At 66.0% G+C, this 20,422-nt stretch carries 18 protein-coding genes; 14 read left to right on the forward strand and 4 right to left on the reverse strand.

What is annotated here, in order from left to right:
* The first annotated feature begins 118 nt into the window (after positions 1–118).
* On the forward strand, positions 119–736 hold the full coding sequence (locus OSH07_RS04720) for a PopZ family protein (protein ID WP_266337468.1): 618 nt from the start codon (positions 119–121) through the stop codon (positions 734–736).
* Positions 737–910: 174 nt separating this feature from the next.
* A complete protein-coding gene (locus OSH07_RS04725; protein WP_266337469.1) occupies positions 911–3,661 on the forward strand; it encodes a valine--tRNA ligase in 2,751 nt (916 codons plus the stop codon).
* Between the two features lie 138 nt (positions 3,662–3,799).
* Here OSH07_RS04725 and OSH07_RS04730 read toward each other — a convergent pair whose 3' ends face one another.
* Positions 3,800–5,665, reverse strand: a complete 1,866-nt coding sequence (locus tag OSH07_RS04730; RefSeq protein ID WP_266337470.1) for a DEAD/DEAH box helicase — start codon at positions 5,663–5,665, stop codon at positions 3,800–3,802.
* Positions 5,666–5,833: 168 nt separating this feature from the next.
* Here OSH07_RS04730 and OSH07_RS04735 point away from each other — a divergent pair, with 168 nt between their 5' ends.
* From OSH07_RS04735 to OSH07_RS04785, 11 genes are all read left to right on the forward strand, one after another.
* Entirely contained in the window at positions 5,834–6,331 is a 498-nt protein-coding gene (locus OSH07_RS04735; RefSeq protein WP_266337471.1) for an FtsB family cell division protein, read from the forward strand.
* Between the two features lie 180 nt (positions 6,332–6,511).
* The gene (gene pdhA / locus OSH07_RS04740) at positions 6,512–7,570 is read left to right on the forward strand and encodes a pyruvate dehydrogenase (acetyl-transferring) E1 component subunit alpha (RefSeq protein WP_266337472.1); all 1,059 of its coding nucleotides are present in this window, start codon (positions 6,512–6,514) and stop codon (positions 7,568–7,570) included.
* Positions 7,571–7,585: 15 nt separating this feature from the next.
* Entirely contained in the window at positions 7,586–8,974 is a 1,389-nt protein-coding gene (locus OSH07_RS04745; protein ID WP_266337473.1) for a pyruvate dehydrogenase complex E1 component subunit beta, read from the forward strand.
* Between the two features lie 4 nt (positions 8,975–8,978).
* Positions 8,979–9,275 (forward strand): DUF5076 domain-containing protein, encoded by a 297-nt coding sequence (locus tag OSH07_RS04750; protein WP_266337474.1) that lies wholly within the window; start codon positions 8,979–8,981, stop codon positions 9,273–9,275.
* A 7-nt stretch (positions 9,276–9,282) separates the two neighbouring features.
* On the forward strand, positions 9,283–10,644 hold the full coding sequence (locus tag OSH07_RS04755) for a pyruvate dehydrogenase complex dihydrolipoamide acetyltransferase (RefSeq protein ID WP_266337475.1): 1,362 nt from the start codon (positions 9,283–9,285) through the stop codon (positions 10,642–10,644).
* Positions 10,645–10,719: 75 nt separating this feature from the next.
* Positions 10,720–12,129 (forward strand): dihydrolipoyl dehydrogenase, encoded by a 1,410-nt coding sequence (gene lpdA / locus OSH07_RS04760; RefSeq protein ID WP_266337476.1) that lies wholly within the window; start codon positions 10,720–10,722, stop codon positions 12,127–12,129.
* Positions 12,130–12,153: 24 nt separating this feature from the next.
* Entirely contained in the window at positions 12,154–12,396 is a 243-nt protein-coding gene (locus tag OSH07_RS04765) for a GlsB/YeaQ/YmgE family stress response membrane protein (protein WP_420909598.1), read from the forward strand.
* Positions 12,389–12,724 carry a GlsB/YeaQ/YmgE family stress response membrane protein gene (locus OSH07_RS04770; protein WP_266337478.1) on the forward strand — a complete coding sequence of 112 codons (336 nt, stop codon included), beginning with the start codon at positions 12,389–12,391 and terminating at the stop codon, positions 12,722–12,724. Before OSH07_RS04765 ends, OSH07_RS04770 begins: the two co-directional genes overlap by 8 nt.
* An 18-nt stretch (positions 12,725–12,742) precedes the next feature.
* A complete protein-coding gene (lipA, locus tag OSH07_RS04775; RefSeq protein ID WP_266337479.1) occupies positions 12,743–13,705 on the forward strand; it encodes a lipoyl synthase in 963 nt (320 codons plus the stop codon).
* A gap of 8 nt (positions 13,706–13,713) precedes the next feature.
* A complete protein-coding gene (locus OSH07_RS04780) occupies positions 13,714–14,181 on the forward strand; it encodes a type II toxin-antitoxin system RatA family toxin (protein ID WP_266337480.1) in 468 nt (155 codons plus the stop codon).
* 224 nt (positions 14,182–14,405) lie between these two features.
* Positions 14,406–16,595: a SulP family inorganic anion transporter gene (locus tag OSH07_RS04785; protein WP_266337481.1), complete on the forward strand. Its 2,190-nt coding sequence runs from the start codon at positions 14,406–14,408 to the stop codon at positions 16,593–16,595.
* A gap of 6 nt (positions 16,596–16,601) precedes the next feature.
* Here the strand turns inward: OSH07_RS04785 and OSH07_RS04790 are convergent, their stop codons facing one another.
* Genes OSH07_RS04790 through OSH07_RS04800 form a run of 3 tightly spaced genes read right to left on the reverse strand, consistent with a single transcriptional unit; the run spans position 16,602 to position 19,232 of the window.
* Complete coding sequence (locus OSH07_RS04790) at positions 16,602–17,516, reverse strand: bestrophin family protein (protein ID WP_266337482.1); 915 nt, start codon at positions 17,514–17,516, stop codon at positions 16,602–16,604.
* A 4-nt stretch (positions 17,517–17,520) separates the two neighbouring features.
* Positions 17,521–18,024: a CinA family protein gene (locus tag OSH07_RS04795; protein WP_266337483.1), complete on the reverse strand. Its 504-nt coding sequence runs from the start codon at positions 18,022–18,024 to the stop codon at positions 17,521–17,523.
* A complete protein-coding gene (locus OSH07_RS04800) occupies positions 18,021–19,232 on the reverse strand; it encodes a bifunctional 2-C-methyl-D-erythritol 4-phosphate cytidylyltransferase/2-C-methyl-D-erythritol 2,4-cyclodiphosphate synthase (RefSeq protein WP_266337484.1) in 1,212 nt (403 codons plus the stop codon). Before OSH07_RS04800 ends, OSH07_RS04795 begins: the two co-directional genes overlap by 4 nt.
* A 159-nt stretch (positions 19,233–19,391) precedes the next feature.
* Here OSH07_RS04800 and dusB point away from each other — a divergent pair, with 159 nt between their 5' ends.
* On the forward strand, positions 19,392–20,420 hold the full coding sequence (gene dusB / locus OSH07_RS04805; RefSeq protein WP_266337485.1) for a tRNA dihydrouridine synthase DusB: 1,029 nt from the start codon (positions 19,392–19,394) through the stop codon (positions 20,418–20,420).
* Positions 20,421–20,422: the final 2 nt, after the last annotated feature.

Below are 20,422 nucleotides of genomic sequence, written 5' to 3' on the forward strand. Positions count from 1 at the left end.
CGGTCGTCCTTTTCGCTACTCTGGCCCGTGAAATCGTCTGATTTTCTGGGCGATTCGCCAGGGTTCGGTGGGTTGTGGGGTAGCGATGGCCAAAGTCAGTGCGGCACAAGAGCCTTCGATGGAGGAGATCCTCGCCTCCATCCGCCGCATCATCTCCGAAGATGAGCTCGGCCTCGGCGCTTCTGCAGCCGTGGTGCCGAAGGCGCCGGATCCGGCGCCCGTGCCGTCCACGCTTCCGAGCGTTCCCGTTTCCGCCGCCGATATCGACGCGCTGTTCAGCGCTCGCGTGGCCGAGTTCGCCGCGCCACAGCCAGCGCCCGAGCTTCGGGTCGATCTGCCGCGCATCGAGCCGGAGCCTGCGCAGGCCCCGCTGAGCGAACCGCGCATGCTGCGCCCGGTTGCGCCGCCCTCCGTTTCCCATGTGCCCGCGCGCGCTCCCGAGCCGGTCCGGGCGGCCGAGCCGCCGCGCGCCACGCTCCCGGTTCGCCCCGCCGCGTCGCCCGTCGACGAATTGCCGGCCGGTGCGCCGCTGCTGTCGCCGGCCGCCGACGCGATCGTGAGTTCCGCCTTTGGCAGCCTCGCCAGCACCGTTCTCGCCGGCAATGCCCGCACGCTCGAAGATCTCGTCAAGGACATGCTGCGGCCGATGCTGAAGAGCTGGCTCGACACCAACCTGCCGCCGCTCGTCGAACGGCTGGTACGGGACGAGATCGAGCGGGTTTCGCGCGGCCGCTGAGTCGGCGCAGCCGAACGTCGTTTCGGGGGGATCGCGGTCGCCCTTCCCGAACGCAGTCCAGCTCCCTAAATGCAGGATCTGACGCAGGCGGTGCTTGGCTTCCGCCGCAGCGCGGTTGACTCACCCTCGGCCATCCGATTTACACCAGTTCAAATTCCTCATCCGGAAACGGTCATGCTCGACAAGAACTATGACGCGGCCGCGGTCGAGCCGCGCATCTATGAGACTTGGGAAGGCCAGGGTGCCTTCAAGGCCGGCGCGGGCGCGAAGCCCGGCGCCAAGCCCTTCTCCATCGTGATCCCGCCGCCGAACGTCACCGGCTCGCTGCATATGGGCCACGCGCTCAACAACACGCTGCAGGACGTTCTCGTCCGCTTCGAGCGGATGCGCGGCAAGGACGTGCTCTGGCAGGTCGGCCTCGACCATGCCGGCATTGCGACGCAGATGGTCGTCGAACGTCAGATGGCCGAGCGGCAGGAGCCGAACCGGCGCGATATCGGCCGCGACGCCTTCGTCGAGAAGGTCTGGAAGTGGAAGGCCGAATCCGGCGGCACGATCATCGGGCAGTTGAAGCGCCTCGGCGCCTCGGCCGACTGGTCGCGTGAGCGATTCACCATGGACGAGGGCCTTTCGAAGGCCGTTCTCAAGGTGTTCGTCGAGCTCTATCGCGGCGGCCTGATCTACAAGGACAAGCGCCTCGTCAACTGGGACCCGAAGCTGGAGACGGCGATCTCCGACCTCGAGGTCATCCAGGTCGAGACCAAGGGCAAGCTCTATCACTTCCGCTATCCGATCGAGGGCAAGACCTTCGATCCGGACGATGCGACCACCTACATTACCGTTGCGACCACGCGTCCGGAGACGATGCTGGGCGATACGGCGGTTGCCGTGCATCCGGAAGACGAGCGTTACCAGGCCTTCGTTGCGGCCGGAGCGCATGCGATCCTGCCGCTCGTCGGCCGGCGTATTCCGATCGTCGCCGACGAATATTCCGATCCCGAGAAGGGCTCGGGCGCAGTCAAGATCACGCCGGCGCACGACTTCAACGATTTCGAGGTCGGCAAGCGGCACAACCTGCCGATGATCTCGGTGCTCGACCGCCAGGCGAACATTATCATCGCCGGCAATGCCGATTTCCTCGCCGATCTGCCGAAGACGGCGGCGCTTTCCGACACCATCGCGGCGCTCGACGGCCTCGACCGCTTCGCGGCGCGCAACGCCGTCGTCGCGATGCTGGAAGAGCAGGGCTATCTCGCCGAGATCGAGGACCACGGCCACACCGTGCCGCATGGCGACCGTGGCGGCGTGCCGATCGAACCGTTCCTGACCGAGCAGTGGTATGTCGACGCGCATACGCTGGCGCAGCCGGCGATCGCCTCGGTTCGCGAGGGCCGCACCGACTTCGTGCCCAAGAACTGGGAAAAGACCTACTTCGAGTGGATGGAAAACATCCAGCCCTGGTGCATCTCGCGCCAGCTTTGGTGGGGCCATCAGATCCCGGCCTGGTACGGCCCGGACGGCAAGGTCTTCGTCGCCTATGACGAGGCCGAGGCGGCGTCGCTCGCAACCGCGCATTATGGCTCGACAGTTGCGTTGACGCGCGACGAGGACGTGCTCGACACCTGGTTCTCGTCGGCGCTGTGGCCTTTCTCGACGCTCGGCTGGCCGGACGAAACCAACGAACTCGCCCGCTATTATCCGACCAGCGTGCTGATCACCGGTTTCGACATCATCTTCTTCTGGGTCGCCCGGATGATGATGATGGGCCTGCACTTCATGAAGGACGAGAACGGCACGCCGGTCGAGCCCTTCAAGGACGTCTACATCCACGCCCTCGTCCGCGACGAGAAGGGCGCCAAGATGTCGAAGTCGAAGGGCAACGTCATCGATCCGCTGACGCTGATCGACGAATACGGCGCCGACGCGCTCCGCTTCACGCTGACCGCCATGGCGGCGCAGGGGCGCGATATCAAGCTGGCGACCTCGCGCGTCGAGGGCTATCGCAACTTCGCGACCAAGCTCTGGAACGCTTCGCGCTTCGCCGAGATGAACGGCGCGACGCGCGTTGCCGGCTTCGAGCCCTCGACGGCCAAGGAGCGGCTGAACCGCTGGATCGCCACCGAGACGACGCGCACCGCGCGCGCCGTCACCGAGGCGCTCGAGGCCTATCGCTTCAACGACGCCGCCAACGCGCTCTACCGCTTCGTCTGGAACTCGTTCTGCGACTGGTATCTCGAGCTGGTCAAGCCGGTGCTGAACGGCGAGGACGAGGCCGCCAAGGCCGAGACCCGCGCCACGATCGGCTGGACGCTCGACCGCATCGTCACGCTGTTGCACCCGTTCATGCCCTTCATCACTGAAGAGCTCTGGGACCGCACGGCGGACGAGGGATCCAGCCGCGACCAGCTCCTGGTCCTGACCGAATGGCCGTCGCTCGATTTCGAGGACGAGGCGGCCGCGGCCGAGATCAACTGGCTCGTCGACCTCATCTCGTCGGTCCGCTCGGTCCGCTCCGAGATCAACGTGCCGCCGGGCGCCATGGTGCCGCTGATCATCGTCGGGGCCTCGGCCGAGACGTCGACCCGTCTCGCCACGCATGACGCGCTGATCAAGCGTCTCGCCCGCGCGTCGGAGATCACCGCCGCCGACGCGGCGCCGAAGGGCGCCGTGCAGACCGTGCTTGGCGAAGCGACGATCGCGCTGCCGCTCGCCGGCGTCATCGATCTCGATGCCGAACGCGGCCGCCTCGGCAAGGAGCTCGACAAGGCCGCCAAGGAGATCGCCAAGATCGAGGCAAAGCTCGGCAACGAGAACTTCGTTTCGCGCGCGCCGGAAGAGGTGATCGAGGAGCAGCGCGAGCGACTCGCCGAGGCGCAGGAGCTGACGGCGAAGATCAAGGCCGCCCTGGAGCGCCTGAAGGACTGATCCGTTCCGCCGAACCGAACTGAAAAGGCCCCGCTCGTCCGCGAGCGGGGCCTTTTCTTTACGAGGATCGCCCCCGCCGAAAAAAGAAGCCCGCGACGATGTCGCGGGCTTCCTTGTATTCAACTATGTCGGGCCGGCTCAGCCTTCGGCGCGGTCGCGCTTCTTGCCGCCGGCCTTGAAGCCGCCCTTGAAACCGGGCTTGCCACCCGGCTTGAAGCCGCCGCGCGGCTTGCCGGGGCCGTCGCCACGGGGCGGACGCTTGCCGCCGCCGCCCGCCGGGGCGCCATCGGCCGGCTCGATGCGGATCTCTTCCTCGCCGCCACGACGCAGCGCGACAGTGAATCTCTCAGCCGCCTCGGCGACGATCTCGAAGCGCGTGTCGCGCTCGAAGATCTTGATCGCGCCGATCTCGTTCTTGGTGACGTGGCCACGACGGCAGATCAGCGGCAGCAGCCACTTGGGATCGGCGTTCTTCTGGTGGCCGACGCTCATGCGGAACCAGACCATGTCCTGCTGCGGGCGCTCGGGCCGGCCGCCCTGGCTGCCGGGGCCGCCTTCGGGCCAGCCGCCGTCGCGCTCGCGCGGCGGGCGCGGACCACGCTCGCGCGGTGCGTCGCCATAGCGTTCCTCCCGCTCGTGCCGGCGCGGCTTGCCTTCCCGGCCTTCGCGCGGCGGACGACGCTCCTGCTGCGGGCCGGGATCGAACAGATCTTCCGGTGCCGCCAGGCGGGCGCGGTGCATGCGGATGAGCGCGCCGGCGATCTCCTCGGCCGAGCGCTGGCCGACCAGCTCGCGCACCAGAACCGCATCCTCCTCGGACGGTGGCTCGACGCGCAGCACGCTTTCGAGCAGCCGCTCGTGGTCCTTGGCGCGGATCTCGTCGGCCGAAGGCGCGGCGGTCCAGTAGGCGTCGACGCCGGCGGCGTTGATCAGGCGGAGCGCCTTGGAGCGATTCGTGTAGGGCACGAGCATCGCCGAGACGCCCTTGCGGCCGGCGCGGCCAGTGCGGCCCGAACGATGCAGCAGCACGGCGGGGCCGGTCGGCAACTCGGCGTGAATGACCAGGCCGAGATCGGGCAGGTCGAGGCCGCGGGCGGCGACGTCGGTCGCGACGCAGACGCGTGCCCGGCCGTCGCGCAGCGCCTGCAGCGCATGCATGCGCTCGGTCTGGCTCAGCTCACCCGAAAGGGCGACAACCTGGAAGCCGCGCTCCTGCAGGCCGGCATGAACGCGCTTCACCGATTCGCGCGTCGAGCAGAAGACGAGGGCGGCGGGCTGGTCGTAGAAGCGCAGCACGTTGACGACGGCGAGGTCGATTTCGTTCGGAGCGACGCGGAAGGCGCGATATTCGATGTCGCCATGCGGCTGGCTCTGGTCGATCGTGTCGATGCGCATGGCGTCGCGCTGATACTGGCGGGCCAGGCGCACGATCTCGCGCGGCAGGGTCGCCGAGAAGAGCAGCGTGCGGCGCTCCTGCGGCGCGGCGTCGAGGATGAGCTCGAGATCCTCGCGGAAGCCGAGATCGAGCATCTCGTCCGCCTCGTCGAGCACGACGACCTTGAGCTTGGAGATGTCGAGGCGGCCGCGTTCCAGATGGTCGCGCAGGCGGCCGGGGGTGCCGACAACGATATGCGCGCCCATGTCCAGCGCGCGTGCTTCGCGACGAACATCCATGCCGCCGACGCAGGAGGCGATCTTCACGCCCGTCTCGCCATAGAGCCAGGCGAGTTCGCGCTGCACCTGAAGCGCGAGTTCACGCGTCGGGGCGATGACGAGCGCCAGCGGCTCGTTCGCCGCGCCGAAGCGCTCTTCCGTGCCGAGCAGAGTGGTTGCGAAGGCAAGGCCATAAGCGACTGTCTTGCCCGAGCCGGTCTGGGCCGAGACGAGCAGGTCGCTCTCGCCGACCTGCGGCTCGACGACGGCCGCCTGGACCGGGGTGAGGGACTGATAGCCTTTTTCCGCGATGGCGCGGGCGAGGGCCGGATTCTGGACGAGCGAAACCATAAGGAACGGAAGCCTGAAATTGGAGAAGCATTCCGGGCCGCGACCGGTTGGATCGCGAGCGGTGAAGGGTCATGCGGAATGCGAGTTGGCCCTCCCATACTCTGAGTGGGGCCAATAGCCAAGGATTCTCTATGGCAGGGACGGTTCTAGGAGGGGTCGCTTCAACGCATGGCTGCGATAGGGAAGGGCGTTTCGGCGTGGGATCCGCCGGAAGAAAGCGGTGCGTATCCCGCCTCGACCTCTTTTTCCTCCCGTCGCAGACGCGGCGACCATGGGCGGAAACCCGGCGTTAATCGTCTTGCGCCATGCTTTATTCATCATGTTGCACCGCGTTCAGATCCTCGCATGACGACCAAACAGCGCAAGCATTCGAAGCTCCGGCGACTCATTCTGCCGCTCGGCTCGCTCGCCGTGATGGGCTACTTCGCCTATCATTCCTTCAACGGCGATTACGGCATCTGGTCACGCGAGCGCATGGAGCGCGAAGCCATTGGCCTCGAAAAGGAATTGGCGGAAATGAAGGCGGAGCGGCTGTCGCTGGCGGCGCGCGCGCAGCTCCTCCGGCCGGAGAGCCTTGATCCCGACATGATCGACGAGAGGGCCCGTGCCAAGCTCAATGTCGTCCAGGCGGACGAATTGGTGATCGGGATTGCTGCATCGCAATAGACCCCGCAGCATTGAAGCGGTGGCTAAATATGCGATGAACCAAATTTCAGTTCATTAGGATTTTGGTAGTCAAGTCATGTAGTTGGCGCATGGCTCCGATGCTTGGCGTGCATCTTGGAATGCCAATCGGCTTCGGCTAACGTCCCGCATCAGTTTGGGACACGCCCCGGAGAACAAGGCATGGCCGTAGCCAAAGCGAAAGTCGGCAGCAAATCTGCGCCGGCCGCCGGACGGAAGACTGCAGCGGTAAAGTCGGCGAAGCCGGCGCCTGCAGATAATTTCTCCAAGGAGCAGGAACTTTTCGCCTACCGCGAAATGCTCCTTATCCGCCGCTTCGAGGAAAAGGCCGGCCAGATGTATGGCATGGGCCTCATCGGCGGCTTCTGTCACCTCTATATCGGCCAGGAAGCTGTCGTCGTCGGCATGCAGATGGCGATTCGGACGGGTGAAGATCAGACCATCACCGGATATCGCGATCACGGCCACATGCTCGTCGCGGGCATGGACGCGAATGGCGTGATGGCGGAGCTGACCGGCCGGCGCGGCGGATATTCGCGCGGCAAGGGCGGCTCGATGCACATGTTCTCGATTGAGAAGCAGTTCTTCGGCGGCCACGGCATCGTCGGCGGCCAGGTATCGCTCGGCACCGGCCTCGCCTTCGCCAACCGCTACCGCAAGAACGACAATGTCTGCCTGACCTATTTCGGCGACGGCGCCGCGAACCAGGGCCAGGTCTACGAGAGCTTCAACATGGCGCAGCTCTGGAAGCTGCCCGTCGTCTACATCATCGAGAACAACCGCTACGCCATGGGCACGTCCGTGTCGCGCTCCTCTGCGCAGACCGACTTCTCCCGTCGCGGTCTCTCCTTCGGCATCCCTGGCGAGAAGGTGGACGGCATGGACGTCCGCGCCGTCAAGGCCGCCGGCGACAAGGCCGTCGCCTGGTGCCGCGCCGGCAAGGGCCCCTATATCCTCGAGATGGAAACCTACCGCTATCGCGGCCACTCCATGTCCGACCCGGCCAAGTACCGGTCGAAGGACGAAGTCCAGAAGATGCGCAACGAGCACGATCCGATCGAGCAGGTGCGTTCGCGCCTGCTGGAGAAGGGCTGGGCGACCGAGGACGAGCTGAAGAAGCTCGACGCCGAGGTGCGCGACATCGTCAACAACGCGGCGGAATTCGCCCAGAACGATCCGGAGCCGGATGCATCCGAGCTCTGGACGGACATCGTGAAGTAAGGTCGGGAGACAGCCATGCCCATCGATATTCTGATGCCGGCCCTCTCGCCGACCATGGAGGAGGGTACGCTCTCCAAATGGCTCAAGAAGGAAGGCGACAAGGTCAAGTCCGGTGATGTGATCGCCGAGATCGAGACCGACAAGGCGACGATGGAAGTCGAAGCCATCGACGAAGGCACGATCGCCAAGCTTCTGGTGCCGGAAGGCACCGAGAACGTGAAGGTGAACACGCCGATCGCCGTGATCGCCGCCGACGGCGAGGACGTTTCGGCCGCCGCCAGCGCCCAGCCGGCGCCGCAGCCTGTCGCTGCGCCTGCCGCCGAGGCTCCCGCTGCGGCTCCGGCCGCCGCGCCTGCGCCTGTCGCCGCCGCGCCGATCGCTGTCCAGGTCGCAGCCGACCCGGCCATCCCCGCCGGCACCACCTTCGTCTCGACCACGGTCCGCGAAGCGCTGCGCGACGCGATGGCTGAGGAAATGCGCCGCGACGCCGACGTCTTCGTCATGGGCGAGGAAGTCGCCGAGTACCAGGGCGCCTACAAGATCACGCAGGGCCTGTTGCAAGAATTCGGCGACGATCGCGTCATCGACACCCCCATCACCGAGCACGGCTTCGCCGGCCTCGCGACGGGTGCGGCGCTCGCCGGCCTGAAGCCGATCGTCGAGTTCATGACGTTCAACTTCGCCATGCAGGCGATCGACCAGATCATCAACTCGGCCGCCAAGACGCTCTACATGTCGGGCGGCCAGCTCGGCGCGCAGATGGTGTTCCGTGGCCCGAACGGCGCCGCGGCCCGCGTCGCGGCCCAGCACAGCCAGGATTATTCGTCCTGGTACAGCCACATCCCGGGCCTCAAGGTCATCGTCCCCTACACGGCGGCCGACGCCAAGGGCTTGCTCAAGGCGGCGATCCGCGATCCGAACCCGGTGATCTTCCTCGAGAACGAGATCCTCTACGGTCACTCGTTCGACGTGCCGCAGCTGGATGACTTCGTCCTGCCGATCGGCAAGGCGCGCATCCACAAGACAGGCAAGGACGTGACGATCGTCTCGTTCGGTATCGGCATGACCTATGCGACCAAGGCCGTGGCCGAGCTCGCCGAGCAGGGCATCGACGCCGAGCTGATCGACCTCAGGACGCTCCGTCCGCTCGACATCGACACGGTCATCGAGTCGGTCAAGAAGACCGGCCGCTGCGTGACGGTGGAAGAGGGCTGGCCGCAGAACTCGATTGGTTCGCACATCGCGTCCGAGCTGATGGAAAAGGCGTTCGATTTCCTCGACGCGCCGGTTCTCAAGGTCACCGGCAAGGACGTTCCGATGCCCTACGCCGCGAACCTCGAGAAGCTCGCGCTGCCGAACGTCGGCGAAGTGATCGCGGCCGTCAAAGCCGTAACGTACCGGTAGCGTCATGGCCGGTCACAAACGCGAGCTGGAAATCCCGCCCGGCGCCCTGGAATCGGAAGATGCGGCGGAGGTGTTCCGCGCCTGGATCGTCGACAAGGGGCTGGATGTCAGCTTCCGCACGGCCTTTGACAGCCCGTCTACTTGGGGCATCCTGCTGGTCGACATAGCTCGTCACGTCGCGCACGGCTTTGCCAGGGACGGCGTCTGCTCGGAAGAGCAGGCGCTGGAACAGATCAAGGCCATGTTCGACGCGGAATGGGACCGTCCGACCGATCTGGGCACGACAGACACACGCCAATAGGTGCTTTATGCCGATCAATATTCTGATGCCCGCGCTTTCGCCGACCATGGAAGAGGGCAACCTCGCCAAGTGGAACGTGAAGGTTGGCGACAAGGTCAAGTCGGGCGACGTCATCGCCGAGATCGAGACCGACAAGGCGACGATGGAAGTGGAATCCATCGATGAAGGCACCGTTGGCCAGCTTCTCGTGCCGGAAGGCGCGCAGGGCGTGAAGGTCAATGCGCTGATCGCCGTGCTGCTCGCCGATGGCGAGGATGCGAGCGCCATCGGCGCCGCGCCTGCCGCCGCTCCGGCGCCCGCGGCTGCTCCGGCCGCTGCCGCGGTTCCGGCTGCTGCGCCTGCGGTCGCTCCGGCTCCCGCCGCTGCGCCGGCGCCTGCTGCCGCACCGGCCCCGGCGGCTGTTCCTGCCGCCGCTTCGGGCGAGCGCGTGTTCGCCTCGCCGTTGGCGCGCCGCATCGCCAAGGAGGCCGGTATCGATATCGCCAAGGTTGCCGGCACCGGTCCGCATGGCCGTGTCGTCCAGGCCGACGTCGAGGCAGCCAAGAAGGGCGGCGCCGCCAAGGCTGCGCCGGCTTCTACGGCCGTAGCTCCGGCGGCTGCCGCCCCGTCGGCTCCCGCTCACGCCGGACCGACCGACGCGCAGACGCTCAAGCTCTTCGCCGAAGGCTCCTACGATCTCGTGCCGCATGACAACATGCGCAAGACGATCGCCCGCCGCCTGACGGAATCGAAGCAGAACGTCCCGCACTTCTACGTCACCGTCGATTGCGACCTCGACGCGCTGCTGGCGCTGCGCGAGCAGATCAACGGTGCCGCGCCGAAGGATGCCGACGGCAAGCCCGGCTACAAGGTCTCCGTCAACGACATGGTCATCAAGGCCATGGCGCTGGCGCTGAAGAAGGTTCCGGGCGCCAACGCCTCCTGGACCGATGGCGGCATGCTCGTCCACAAGGTCGTCGATGTCGGCGTCGCCGTCTCGATCCCCGGTGGCCTGATCACGCCGGTCGTGCGCAACGCCGACCAGAAGTCGCTGTCCACCATCTCGAACGAGATGAAGGATCTGGCGAAGCGGGCGCGCGATCGCAAGCTGAAGCCCGAAGAATACCAGGGCGGCACCACCTCGGTCTCCAACCTCGGCATGTTCGGCGTCAAGGATTTCGCGGCGATCATCAACCCGCCGCACGCGACGATCCTGGCGGTCGGCGCGGGCATCCAGCAGCCGGTCGTGCGCAATGGCGAGATCAAGGTCGCGACCGTCATGTCGGTCACGCTCTCGACCGACCACCGCGTCGTCGACGGTGCGCTCGGGGCCGAGCTTCTGCAGGCCTTCAAGGGCTACATCGAGAAGCCCATGGCGATGCTGGTCTAGCCAACACCGTCGTTCCGGCTCCCTTCTCCAGGCGGGAAGGGGGCCGCAAGACCTTCAACGCGCAGCGAGACGAACATGGCCTACGACGTCATCATCATCGGATCCGGCCCGGGCGGCTATGTCGCCGCCATCCGCGCAGCCCAGCTCGGCCTCAAGACGGCCGTTGTCGAGAAGAGCCATCTGGGCGGCATCTGCCTGAACTGGGGCTGCATCCCGACCAAGGCGCTGCTGCGCTCGGCCGAGGTCTACCACTATTTCGAGCATGCCTCCGACTACGGCCTCTCGGCCGACAAGGTCGGCTACGACATGGCCGCCATCACCAAGCGTTCGCGCGGCGTCGCCGGCCAGCTGAACCAGGGCGTCACCGGCCTGCTGAAGAAGAACAAGGTCGACGTCATCTGGGGTACGGCCGAAATCACGGCTCCGGGCAAGATCAGCGTCAAGGCGGCCGAGAACCCGCCGAAGAACGCGCTCGGCGGCGGCGACTACGAGGCCAAGAACATCATCGTCGCGACGGGCGCCCGTCCGCGCGCGTTGCCCGGCATCGAGCCCGACAAGAAGCAGATCTGGACCTATTTCGAGGCCATGGTGCCCGACAGCCTGCCGAAGTCGCTGCTGGTCATGGGCTCCGGCGCGATCGGCATCGAGTTCGCCTCGTTCTATCGCACCATGGGCTCCGACGTGACCGTGGTCGAGGTGCTGCCGCAGATCCTGCCCGTCGAGGACGAGGAAATCGCGGCGCATGCCCGCAAGCGCTTCGAGAAGCAGGGCATCAAGATCCTGACCGGCGCCAAGGTGACCAAGGTTACCAAGACGGCCAATTCCGTTACCGCCACGATCGAGACGGCGGACGGCAAGACGCAGGACATCACCACCGAAAAGATGATCTCGGCAGTCGGCGTCGTCGGCAACATCGAGGGCCTCGGCCTCGAGAAGCTCGGCGTCAAGACGGACCGCGGCTGCGTCGTCATCGACGGCATCGGCAAGACCAATGTCCCCGGCATCTGGGCGATCGGCGACGTCGCCGGCCCGCCGATGCTGGCGCACAAGGCGGAGCACGAGGGCGTCATCGCCGTCGAGGCCATCGCCGGCCTGCATCCGCACCTGATGGACAAGGCCAAGATCCCGGGCTGCACCTACTGCAACCCGCAGATCGCGTCGGTCGGCTTGACCGAGAAGAAGGCGAAGGAAGCCGGCTACGACGTGCGCGTCGGCAAGTTCCCCTTCATCGGCAATGGCAAGGCGATCGCGCTCGGCGAGCCCGAGGGCCTGGTCAAGACCGTCTTCGACAAGAAGACCGGCCAGTTGCTCGGCGCCCATCTCGTCGGCGCGGAAGTGACCGAGCTGATCCAGGGCTTCGTCATCGCCATGAACCTCGAAACCACCGAGGAAGAGCTGATCAACGCCGTGTTCCCGCATCCGACCCTGTCGGAGACGATGCACGAGAGCGTGCTGGCGGCGTATGGCCGGGCGATCCACATCTAGGCACGCGGCGCGATGGACCCTCAAATGAAGGCGATCCTGATCTGGGTCGCCATCGGCCTGATCGCCGGCTGGCTCGCCAGCATCGTCGTCGGAGGCGGCGGCTTCATCCGCAACATCATCACGGGGCTGATCGGCGCCGTGGTGGGCGGGTTCCTCGTCCGCTACTTCAACATCCCGGTCGATCTCGGCAACGAGTTCGTCAACCAGATCGTGATCGCGGCGGTTGGCGCGGTCATCGTCGTCGGAATCGCCAAACTGATTGCATGACGGCCATGCGCGACACAAAGCTGGTGTTGCGCATGGACTTCCACCATATGTTCTGAAACAGGAACGGCCAGGGCTCAACATGAACGGTGTCGGCATCTTTGCGACGATCTTGATCGGCATTCTCGCCGGCTGGATCGCGTCCCGTGTCATGGAGCGCCGCCAAGGCCTGATCATCAACCTGATCGTCGGTCTCGTCGGCGCCTGGATCGGCGCCGCGCTGGCCGGGGCCTTCAACATCCATTTTGCTGGCTTCGTCGGCAGCCTCGTCGTCTCGACGGTTGGCGCGATCGTTCTCCTGTTCCTGCTCAGCCTCCTACGCCGCGCGTAAGGGAAGATCGGAGTTTCCATGGTCGTCGTTCTGGATACCCGTCCCGGCAAGGACCTTCGCCCTCGCCACCCGGAAAAGGCCAACCGGCCGGAAACGCCGCTGCTGCGCAAGCCCGAATGGATCCGTGTTCGCGCGCCGGGGTCGCCCGTTTATCGCGAGACCCAGGATATCGTGAAGAAGAACGGCCTCGTGACGGTCTGCGAGGAGGCCGGCTGCCCGAATATCGGTGAGTGCTGGTCGAAGAAGCACGCCACCTTCATGATCATGGGCGACACCTGTACGCGCGCCTGTGCCTTCTGCAACGTCCGCACCGGCATGCCCGAGGCGCTCGATCGCGCCGAACCGGAGAAGGTCGCCGAGGCGGTCGCCAAGCTCGGCCTTCAGCATGTCGTCATCACCTCGGTGGATCGCGACGATCTCGCCGATGGCGGCGCGCAGCATTTCGCCGACGTGATCTATGCCATTCGCCGCGCCGCGCCCGGCACGACGATCGAGATCCTGACGCCCGACTTCCTCCGCAAGCCCGGCGCGCTGGAAGTCGTCGTCGAGGCCCGTCCGGATGTCTTCAACCACAATCTCGAGACCGTGCCGTCGAAGTACCTGAAGGTTCGGCCCGGCGCCCGGTATTTCCACTCGCTCCGCCTGCTGCAGCGGGTGAAGGAACTCGATCCCAACATGTTCACCAAGTCCGGCATCATGGTCGGCCTCGGCGAGGAGCGGAACGAGATCCTGCAGCTGATGGACGATCTGCGCGTCGCCGAGGTCGATTTCATGACCATCGGCCAGTATCTGCAGCCGAGCCGCAAGCATCACCCGGTCATCCGCTTCGTCACGCCGGAGGAGTTCAAGTCCTTCGAGACGATCGCCTATGCCAAGGGCTTCCTGATGGTTTCGTCGAGCCCGCTGACGCGGTCCTCGCATCATGCTGGCGAGGATTTCGATCGTCTGCGTGCGGCCCGTCGGGCGCAGCACCAGGGCTGAGGTCGACGATGCCGAGCTTTGCGACCGAACGACGTGTCGGTCACTCCGCAGAGGAGATGTTCGCGCTCGTCGCGGATGTCGAGAAGTATCCGCAGTTCGTTCCGCTCTGCGAGCGGCTCGTCATCCGCGGCCGCAAGCCGGATGGCGCCCGCGAGGTGCTGATCGCCGACATGACGGTCGCCTACAAGATCGTCCGCGAGACCTTCACCACCAAGGTGGTGCTCGACCGCGATGCCGGCACGATCCGGGCCGAATATCTCGACGGTCCGTTCAAGCATCTCGACAATCTGTGGACCTTCGCCGCGCTCGACGGCGGCCACAGCAACATCAGCTTCACGATCGACTACGAGTTTCGTTCGCGCACGCTTTCGGCACTGATGGGCACCGTCTTCGACAAGGCGTTCCGCAAGTTCGCCGACGCCTTCGAAAAGCGCGCCGACGCGATCTACGGGGCGGCAGTGCTGCCTTCTGCCTAGAGCGTTTTCGAGCGAAGTGGATAGCGGTTCGCGTGAAGACAACGCGACCCGACAAAGAGCTAGAGTCATTCCGTTTTTCCATGAAACACGGAATGACCCAGCGGCCCGATGGACCGGCCTCGGGCAGGTGCAAAGCTTTTGCGCGAGCTTACGTTCACGTCATTGACTTGCCCGGATTTGTCCCAGACAAATTCAGCCGTGCTCGTCCTCCGGTCCGAAGCCAAATGAATCAGTCATCCCCCGGTCGTTTTGTCTCGGTGCTTGTCGCCGGAATCGTGTGTGGGTTTCTGGCGGTCGTCGTGACGATCGGCCATGGCAGCCTGCTGTTCTCAGGTGAGCTGCAGGGCTTGATGCCGATAGCCCTCGGGCTGGCGCTCTTCTCGACGACGGTGATGACGATCTTCGCCGTGCTGGGCGGTTCGAAGAGCGACATCATCCCGATCGCCCAGGAGATTCCCATCGTCGCCATGGTCTCGATCGTCTCGGCGGTTGCCGCGGCGATCGATCCCACCGTCTCGGGCGAGGCAAGGGCGGCGACGATCTTCGCGGCCGTGGCGGTGACCACGATGGCGACGGCGCTCGTGACGCTCATCCTGGGCTATTGCCGGCTTGGCGGCCTGATCCGCTTTGCGCCCTATCCGGTCATCGCCGGGTTTCTCACCGGTACCGGCTGGCTGATCCTGCTCGGCGGCATCAGCGTCACCACCAATCAGACGCCTTCCTTTTCGCTGCTGCCGCAACTTCTGCAACCGCCGCTGCTGCTGCAGTTCGGGCTGATGATCGCGCTCGTCGTCGTGCTGTTCGCGACCGAACGGTTGTTCAAGAACGTCTTCGCCGTGCCGGCCGTGCTGCTCGCGGTGCTCGTCATCTTCAATCTCGTCGTCTTGGCGCGCGGCGAGGGCTACGAGCCGTTCCGGGCGGCCGGCTGGCTGATCCGAATGCCGGAGGCCGGAAAGTTCTGGCCACCGGTCCGGCTCTCCGCTCTGGCTTCGGTCGATTGGTACGCCGTCCTCCACGGCATGATCACGCTGCCGATCATGATCGTCATCACCATCGTTGCTCTCCTGATGAATACGACCGGGATTGAACTCCATGCCGACCGCGACATGGATCTCAATCAGGAGATGCGCTCCAACGGTCTGATGAATCTTCTTGTCGGCCTCGGCGGCGGCTTGCCCGGTTATTCCTCGGTCTCGCTGACCTTGATCATCCACCAGCTCAACGCGGTCAGCCGCTGGGTCGGCGTCATCGTCGTGGTGATGATGCTTTCGGCGCTGTGGTTCGGTAGCGTCCTCATAGCCGCCGTGCCGGCGCTGCTGCTCGGCGCTGTGCTGGTCTGGGTCGGCGGGTCTCTCATGTATGACTGGCTCGTGCGCGCCCGGCGGCGGCTCGACCCGTTCGAATATGCCGTGATCCTCCTGATCGCGCTCGTCATCGTGCTGGTCAGCTTTCCCGTCGGCATCCTGGTCGGCCTGATCGCGGCGATCTTCCTGTTCGCCTTCCAGTATGGCCGGGTCGATATCGTCCGCCACGAGCTGACGGGCGCCGACTGGCACACGAGCGGCCAGGTATCCGGCGAGCGGCAGCAATTGCTGCGCCAGCATGGCGCGGGCATCGTGATTGTCCGCCTGCAGGGCTTCCTGTTCTTCGGCACGGCCGATCGGTTGCGCAAACGGGTCCAGGACCGGATGGAGGACGGCGGCCGTTTCCTCCTTATCGACTTCCACCGCGTTTCCGGCATGGATTCCTCGGCCGTCCAGAGCTTCATCCGCCTGAGCCAGGTGGCCTCGAAGCGCGAGTTCACCGTCATCCTGACCGGCCTTTCGGAACGGCTGCGACAAGCGTTGATCCGCAACGGCCTCGCCATCGGGGCAGGCAGCTCCGTTCGAATCGAGCCAGATCTGGAAAGAGGGCTGCGCTGGAGCGAGGACGCCTTGCTGTCGGAGCTGGGAGCCGTTTTGGTCCCCGCCGAAGGCTGGACACTCCACAGTCTGCTGCGCGCCTTCCTAAAACGGGATACGCTCGCGACGACGATCGGCGCCTATTGCCAGAAGCTCGACATTGCGGAGGGGGATCCGCTGATCGTGCAGGGCGGGGCGTCGAGCGACATCTTCTTCATCGAATCCGGCACCGCCACGGTCGAAATGGCCGGCGATGGTGGCATCTCGGTCTCGCTGGCGACGATCGGTCCGGGGGACGCTGTGGGCGAGATCTCTTTTTATCTGCACGAGCCGCGCACGGCGTCGATCGTGGCGCGAAATGCCCTCGTCGCTTGGCGCTTCTCCCGCGAGGATCTCGAGCGTCTGGCGTCCGATCTTCCCGAGGCCGCGGTCGGCTTCCACACGGCCATGGCGGCGCTGTTGTCGCGCCGGCTCGCCGTCACCAACCGCCTGGTCGGCTTCCTCGCGGACTAACCCGCCTCAAGTCAGCACATAGCCGACCGGCTTGACCGGTGCCGGCAGCTCGGTCTCGCCCTGCATCTCCTTAAGCGTCGTCTCGATCATGGTCGCCATGCCGTCGAGGGCGAGATCGTTGGCATCCGTGCCGAAGGGCTCCTCCAGCTGGTCGCTGAGCGCTTCCAGCGCGTAGAACGTATAAGCGAGGAACGCGACGATCAGCGGCGTCAGCACGCCGATCGAATCGACCAGGCCGAAGGGCAGCAGGAAGCAGTAGAGATAGATCGTGCGGTGCAGGATCACCGAATAGGTGAAGGGCAGCGGCGTGCCGGCGAGACGTTCGCAGGCGCCGAGCACGTCCGACAGCGCATCGAGATGCCGCTCCATAGCCGCGACGAGGATCGGATCGATCTTTCCCGAGCGGCGGAGGTCGGCGATCTCTCTGCCGATGTGGAGCAGGATGAGGGCCGGGCGGAATTGGGCCCGCGCCAGCTCGCCATCGACGAAATCTGCCGGCAGGAAGGCGCGCAGTTCCGGCAGCGGATCGGTGCGGCGCAGCTGATGGCGCAGCGCGTGGGTGAAGGCGATCGTCGCGCGGATGATGGCGCGCGCCGCCTCGGGGTCGTCCTGCAGCGTCATCGCCTGGCGGGCGAGCGAGCGGGCATGGATAAGCAGCGCGCCCCATTGTTTGCGCGCTTCCCAGAAACGGTCGTAGCTGGCGCTATTGCGGAAGCCGAGGAAGATCGCGATGGCGATGCCGATCAGCGAGAACGGCACGAAGGTCAGCGTCACCTTGAACGAGAACAACTGGCCGTGCAGCAGCGTCACCAGCGTGGCGAATGCGGCGGTCAGAAGAAGCTGCGGTAGGATCACCGGCAGCACCGACCCGCGCCACACCAGCATCATGCCGAACCAGTTCGGGCGCTCGCGGACGATCATCGGTTCAGGCCTCTTGGGCTGCCGTTTCGCGCAGCAGCTTCAAAGCCTCGACGACGGTCGCGAAGCGCACGCCGGAACGGTCGCGGTCGGCGAAGACACGCACTGCATGACGCGCCGGAGCGCCGCGCAGCATGACGCCGAAATGGACGAGGCCGACCGGCTTCTCGGCCGAGCCGCCGGTGGGGCCGGCAATGCCGGTGACGGCGACGGCAAGGTCTGCGCCGGACTTCGCCAGCGCGCCGGCCGCCATGGCGAGCGCGACTTCCTGGCTGACGGCGCCGACACGCTCGATCAGTTCCTTCGGCACGCCGAGCATCTCGGCCTTCGCCGCGTTGGAATAGGTGACGAAGCCTCGATCGACGACGGCGGAGGAGCCGGAGATCTCGGTCAGTGCGCCGGCGATCAGGCCGCCGGTGCAGGATTCGGCCGTGGCGATCTTCAGGCCGCGGGCGATGCAAAGCTCGATCAGCGCCTGGGCATCGCCCTGCAGGGGCGTAAGGTCGGTCATGCGTCTTCCTCCGTGAAGGGCAGGCGGATCGTGGCGGTCGCGATCGCGGCGATGCCTTCGCCGCGGCCGACAAAGCCCATCTTCTCGTTCGTCGTCGCCTTCACGCCGACACGGCCGGCGCCGATCCCGGCGATTTCGGCGATCCGCGCCCGCATGGCGTCGCGATGCGGTCCGATCCGGGGTTCCTCGGCAATGATGGCGAGGTCGAGATTGACGATGACGCCGCCGCGGGCGCGCACCCGCTCGGCCGCGAAGGCGAGGAACCGATCCGAGGAGGCACCGCGCCATTGCGGGTCGGATGGCGGGAAATGATCGCCGATGTCGCCGTCGGCGATCGCGCCAAGAACCGCATCCGTCAGCGCATGCAGGGCGACATCGGCGTCGGAATGGCCGGAGAGCTTGCGATCGTGCGGGATCTCGACGCCACCGAGCCAGACGCTCGAACCCTCGGTGAAGGAATGGACGTCGTAGCCGGTGCCGACGCGGGTTTCGCCGGCCCGCAATTGCTCTTCCATGCGTAGGCGCGTGTCGGCCACCTCGATGTCCTCCGGCAGGGTCAGCTTGATGTTGGAGCGCTCGCCCAGCACGAGCCTGACCGGGATGCCGGCCCACTCGGCGATGCCGGCGTCGTCCGTGAAATGCTCCGGCGCGCTCGCCGCGCGGCGATGCGCCTCCAGGATCGCGTCGAGGCGGAAGCCCTGCGGCGTCTCGGCGGCGTGAAGATTGTCGCGTGACACGGTTCCGCTGACGATGGCGCCGGCGTCGGCGCGCTTCAGCGTGTCGGTGACGGGCGAGGCGGCGAGCACGGCGTCGGAAGCGGCGAGACCGTCGATGACGCGGTCGATCAGGGCAGGGGAGGCGAACGGACGAACGGCATCATGGATCAGGACATGCGTGATGCCGCGCTCCGCCAGCGCCTCGAGCCCGCGACGGACCGATTCCTGCCGCGTGGCACCACCGGTTACGAAGGGAAGCAGGCCCGGCTGGCCGCCGACGGCCGCCTCATAGAGCGCCGCATCGTCGGCATGGATGACGACGAGCACCTCGTCGATCCGAGGGTGCGACAAGAAGCGCGCCGTGGTTCGCCCCAGGATCGCCTGGCCGGCCAGCTTGCGATACTGCTTCGGCACCTCTCCGCCGGCGCGCACGCCCCGTCCCGCCGCGACGATCAAAGCCGCAAAGCGCGGAGAGGGGATGGTTTCGGTCATGGGCGAGGGATCCTCGGCTGGGGCCGGACCCCGACCGGTCCGGCTCGACATCGACCGCATGGATCGGAGATTCCACTTCGCAACGCAACAAGTCTCTTGCCGTCACTCGATCTGTGACTAATATGTAGGCATCCGAACCCGTGCCTATTCGATAGTCAATTGTCTGACCTTTCCAATCCGATCTCCCGCCTGGCAGAGCCTCTCGACATTGGCGGCGTCACCATCGCCAATCGCGTGCTGCTCGCGCCTATGTCCGGGGTTTCCGATCGGCCGTTTCGGCGCGTCGCGGCGTCGTTCGGCGCCGGCCTCGTCGTATCCGAGATGGTCGCCAGCGAGGAGCTCGCCAGCGGCAATGCGGAAACCGCCATGCGCGCCGAGGCGACGGGCAACGGTCTGCATGTTGTCCAGCTTGCGGGGCGCGAGGCGCACTGGATGGCGGAGGGCGCGCGCGCTGCCGCAGATGCCGGCGCCGACATCATCGATATCAACATGGGCTGCCCGGCGAAACGGGTCACCACCGGCTATTCCGGTTCGGCGCTGATGCGCGATCTCGACCATGCGCTGACGCTGGTCGAGGCGACGGTCGGCGCCAGCCCTGTCCCCGTAACGCTTAAAATGCGGCTCGGCTGGGATGACAAGACGATCAATGCGCCCGAGCTTGCGCGGCGCGCTGAGGCGGCCGGCGTGTCGATGGTCACCGTGCATGGCCGCACCCGCTGCCAATTCTACAAGGGCACCGCCGACTGGGCGGCGATCGCGGCCGTCAAGGCGGCGGTGTCGATCCCGCTGATCGCCAATGGCGATTGTCTGAGCCCGGAAAGCCTTGGCCCGATGCTCAGCCAATCCGGTGCTGACGGCGTCATGGTCGGCCGCGGCTCTTGTGGCCGTCCCTGGCTGCCCGGGCACCTCGCGAGCTTCGCCGCGACCGGCGTCATGCCCGAGGCGCCGCGCGGCGACGCGCTGATCGAGCTGGTGGTAAGCCATTTCGAGGAGATGATCGCCCTCTATGGGCCGATCCTCGGCGTGCGCAACGCCCGCAAGCATCTGAGTTGGACTTTTGAGGCGCTCGGCAGCGATGTCATCGAGCCGTCGGCCCGCCTCGCCATCCTGACGGAACACCAACCGGAGCGCGTCGTCGCGCTCCTGCGCCGGCACCTTGGCGAGGCCGAAATGAGGAGAGCCGCGTGAAC

This window comes from Kaistia nematophila, assembly GCF_026343855.1.
Taxonomy (GTDB): Bacteria; Pseudomonadota; Alphaproteobacteria; order Rhizobiales; family Kaistiaceae; genus Kaistia; species Kaistia nematophila.

What these genes read in the sequence shown, in the direction of transcription:
- OSH07_RS04720 (WP_266337468.1), top strand. Translation starts at nt 119, where the DNA reads ATGGAGGAGATCCTCGCCTCCATCCGCCGCATCATCTCCGAAGATGAG.
- OSH07_RS04725 (WP_266337469.1), top strand. Translation starts at nt 911, where the DNA reads ATGCTCGACAAGAACTATGACGCGGCCGCGGTCGAGCCGCGCATCTAT.
- OSH07_RS04730 (WP_266337470.1), bottom strand. Translation starts at nt 5,665, where the DNA reads ATGGTTTCGCTCGTCCAGAATCCGGCCCTCGCCCGCGCCATCGCGGAA.
- OSH07_RS04735 (WP_266337471.1), top strand. Translation starts at nt 5,834, where the DNA reads ATGGCTGCGATAGGGAAGGGCGTTTCGGCGTGGGATCCGCCGGAAGAA.
- pdhA (WP_266337472.1), top strand. Translation starts at nt 6,512, where the DNA reads ATGGCCGTAGCCAAAGCGAAAGTCGGCAGCAAATCTGCGCCGGCCGCC.
- OSH07_RS04745 (WP_266337473.1), top strand. Translation starts at nt 7,586, where the DNA reads ATGCCCATCGATATTCTGATGCCGGCCCTCTCGCCGACCATGGAGGAG.
- OSH07_RS04750 (WP_266337474.1), top strand. Translation starts at nt 8,979, where the DNA reads ATGGCCGGTCACAAACGCGAGCTGGAAATCCCGCCCGGCGCCCTGGAA.
- OSH07_RS04755 (WP_266337475.1), top strand. Translation starts at nt 9,283, where the DNA reads ATGCCGATCAATATTCTGATGCCCGCGCTTTCGCCGACCATGGAAGAG.
- lpdA (WP_266337476.1), top strand. Translation starts at nt 10,720, where the DNA reads ATGGCCTACGACGTCATCATCATCGGATCCGGCCCGGGCGGCTATGTC.
- OSH07_RS04765 (WP_420909598.1), top strand. Translation starts at nt 12,154, where the DNA reads ATGAAGGCGATCCTGATCTGGGTCGCCATCGGCCTGATCGCCGGCTGG.
- lipA (WP_266337479.1), top strand. Translation starts at nt 12,743, where the DNA reads ATGGTCGTCGTTCTGGATACCCGTCCCGGCAAGGACCTTCGCCCTCGC.
- OSH07_RS04780 (WP_266337480.1), top strand. Translation starts at nt 13,714, where the DNA reads ATGCCGAGCTTTGCGACCGAACGACGTGTCGGTCACTCCGCAGAGGAG.
- OSH07_RS04785 (WP_266337481.1), top strand. Translation starts at nt 14,406, where the DNA reads ATGAATCAGTCATCCCCCGGTCGTTTTGTCTCGGTGCTTGTCGCCGGA.
- OSH07_RS04790 (WP_266337482.1), bottom strand. Translation starts at nt 17,516, where the DNA reads ATGATCGTCCGCGAGCGCCCGAACTGGTTCGGCATGATGCTGGTGTGG.
- OSH07_RS04795 (WP_266337483.1), bottom strand. Translation starts at nt 18,024, where the DNA reads ATGACCGACCTTACGCCCCTGCAGGGCGATGCCCAGGCGCTGATCGAG.
- OSH07_RS04800 (WP_266337484.1), bottom strand. Translation starts at nt 19,232, where the DNA reads ATGACCGAAACCATCCCCTCTCCGCGCTTTGCGGCTTTGATCGTCGCG.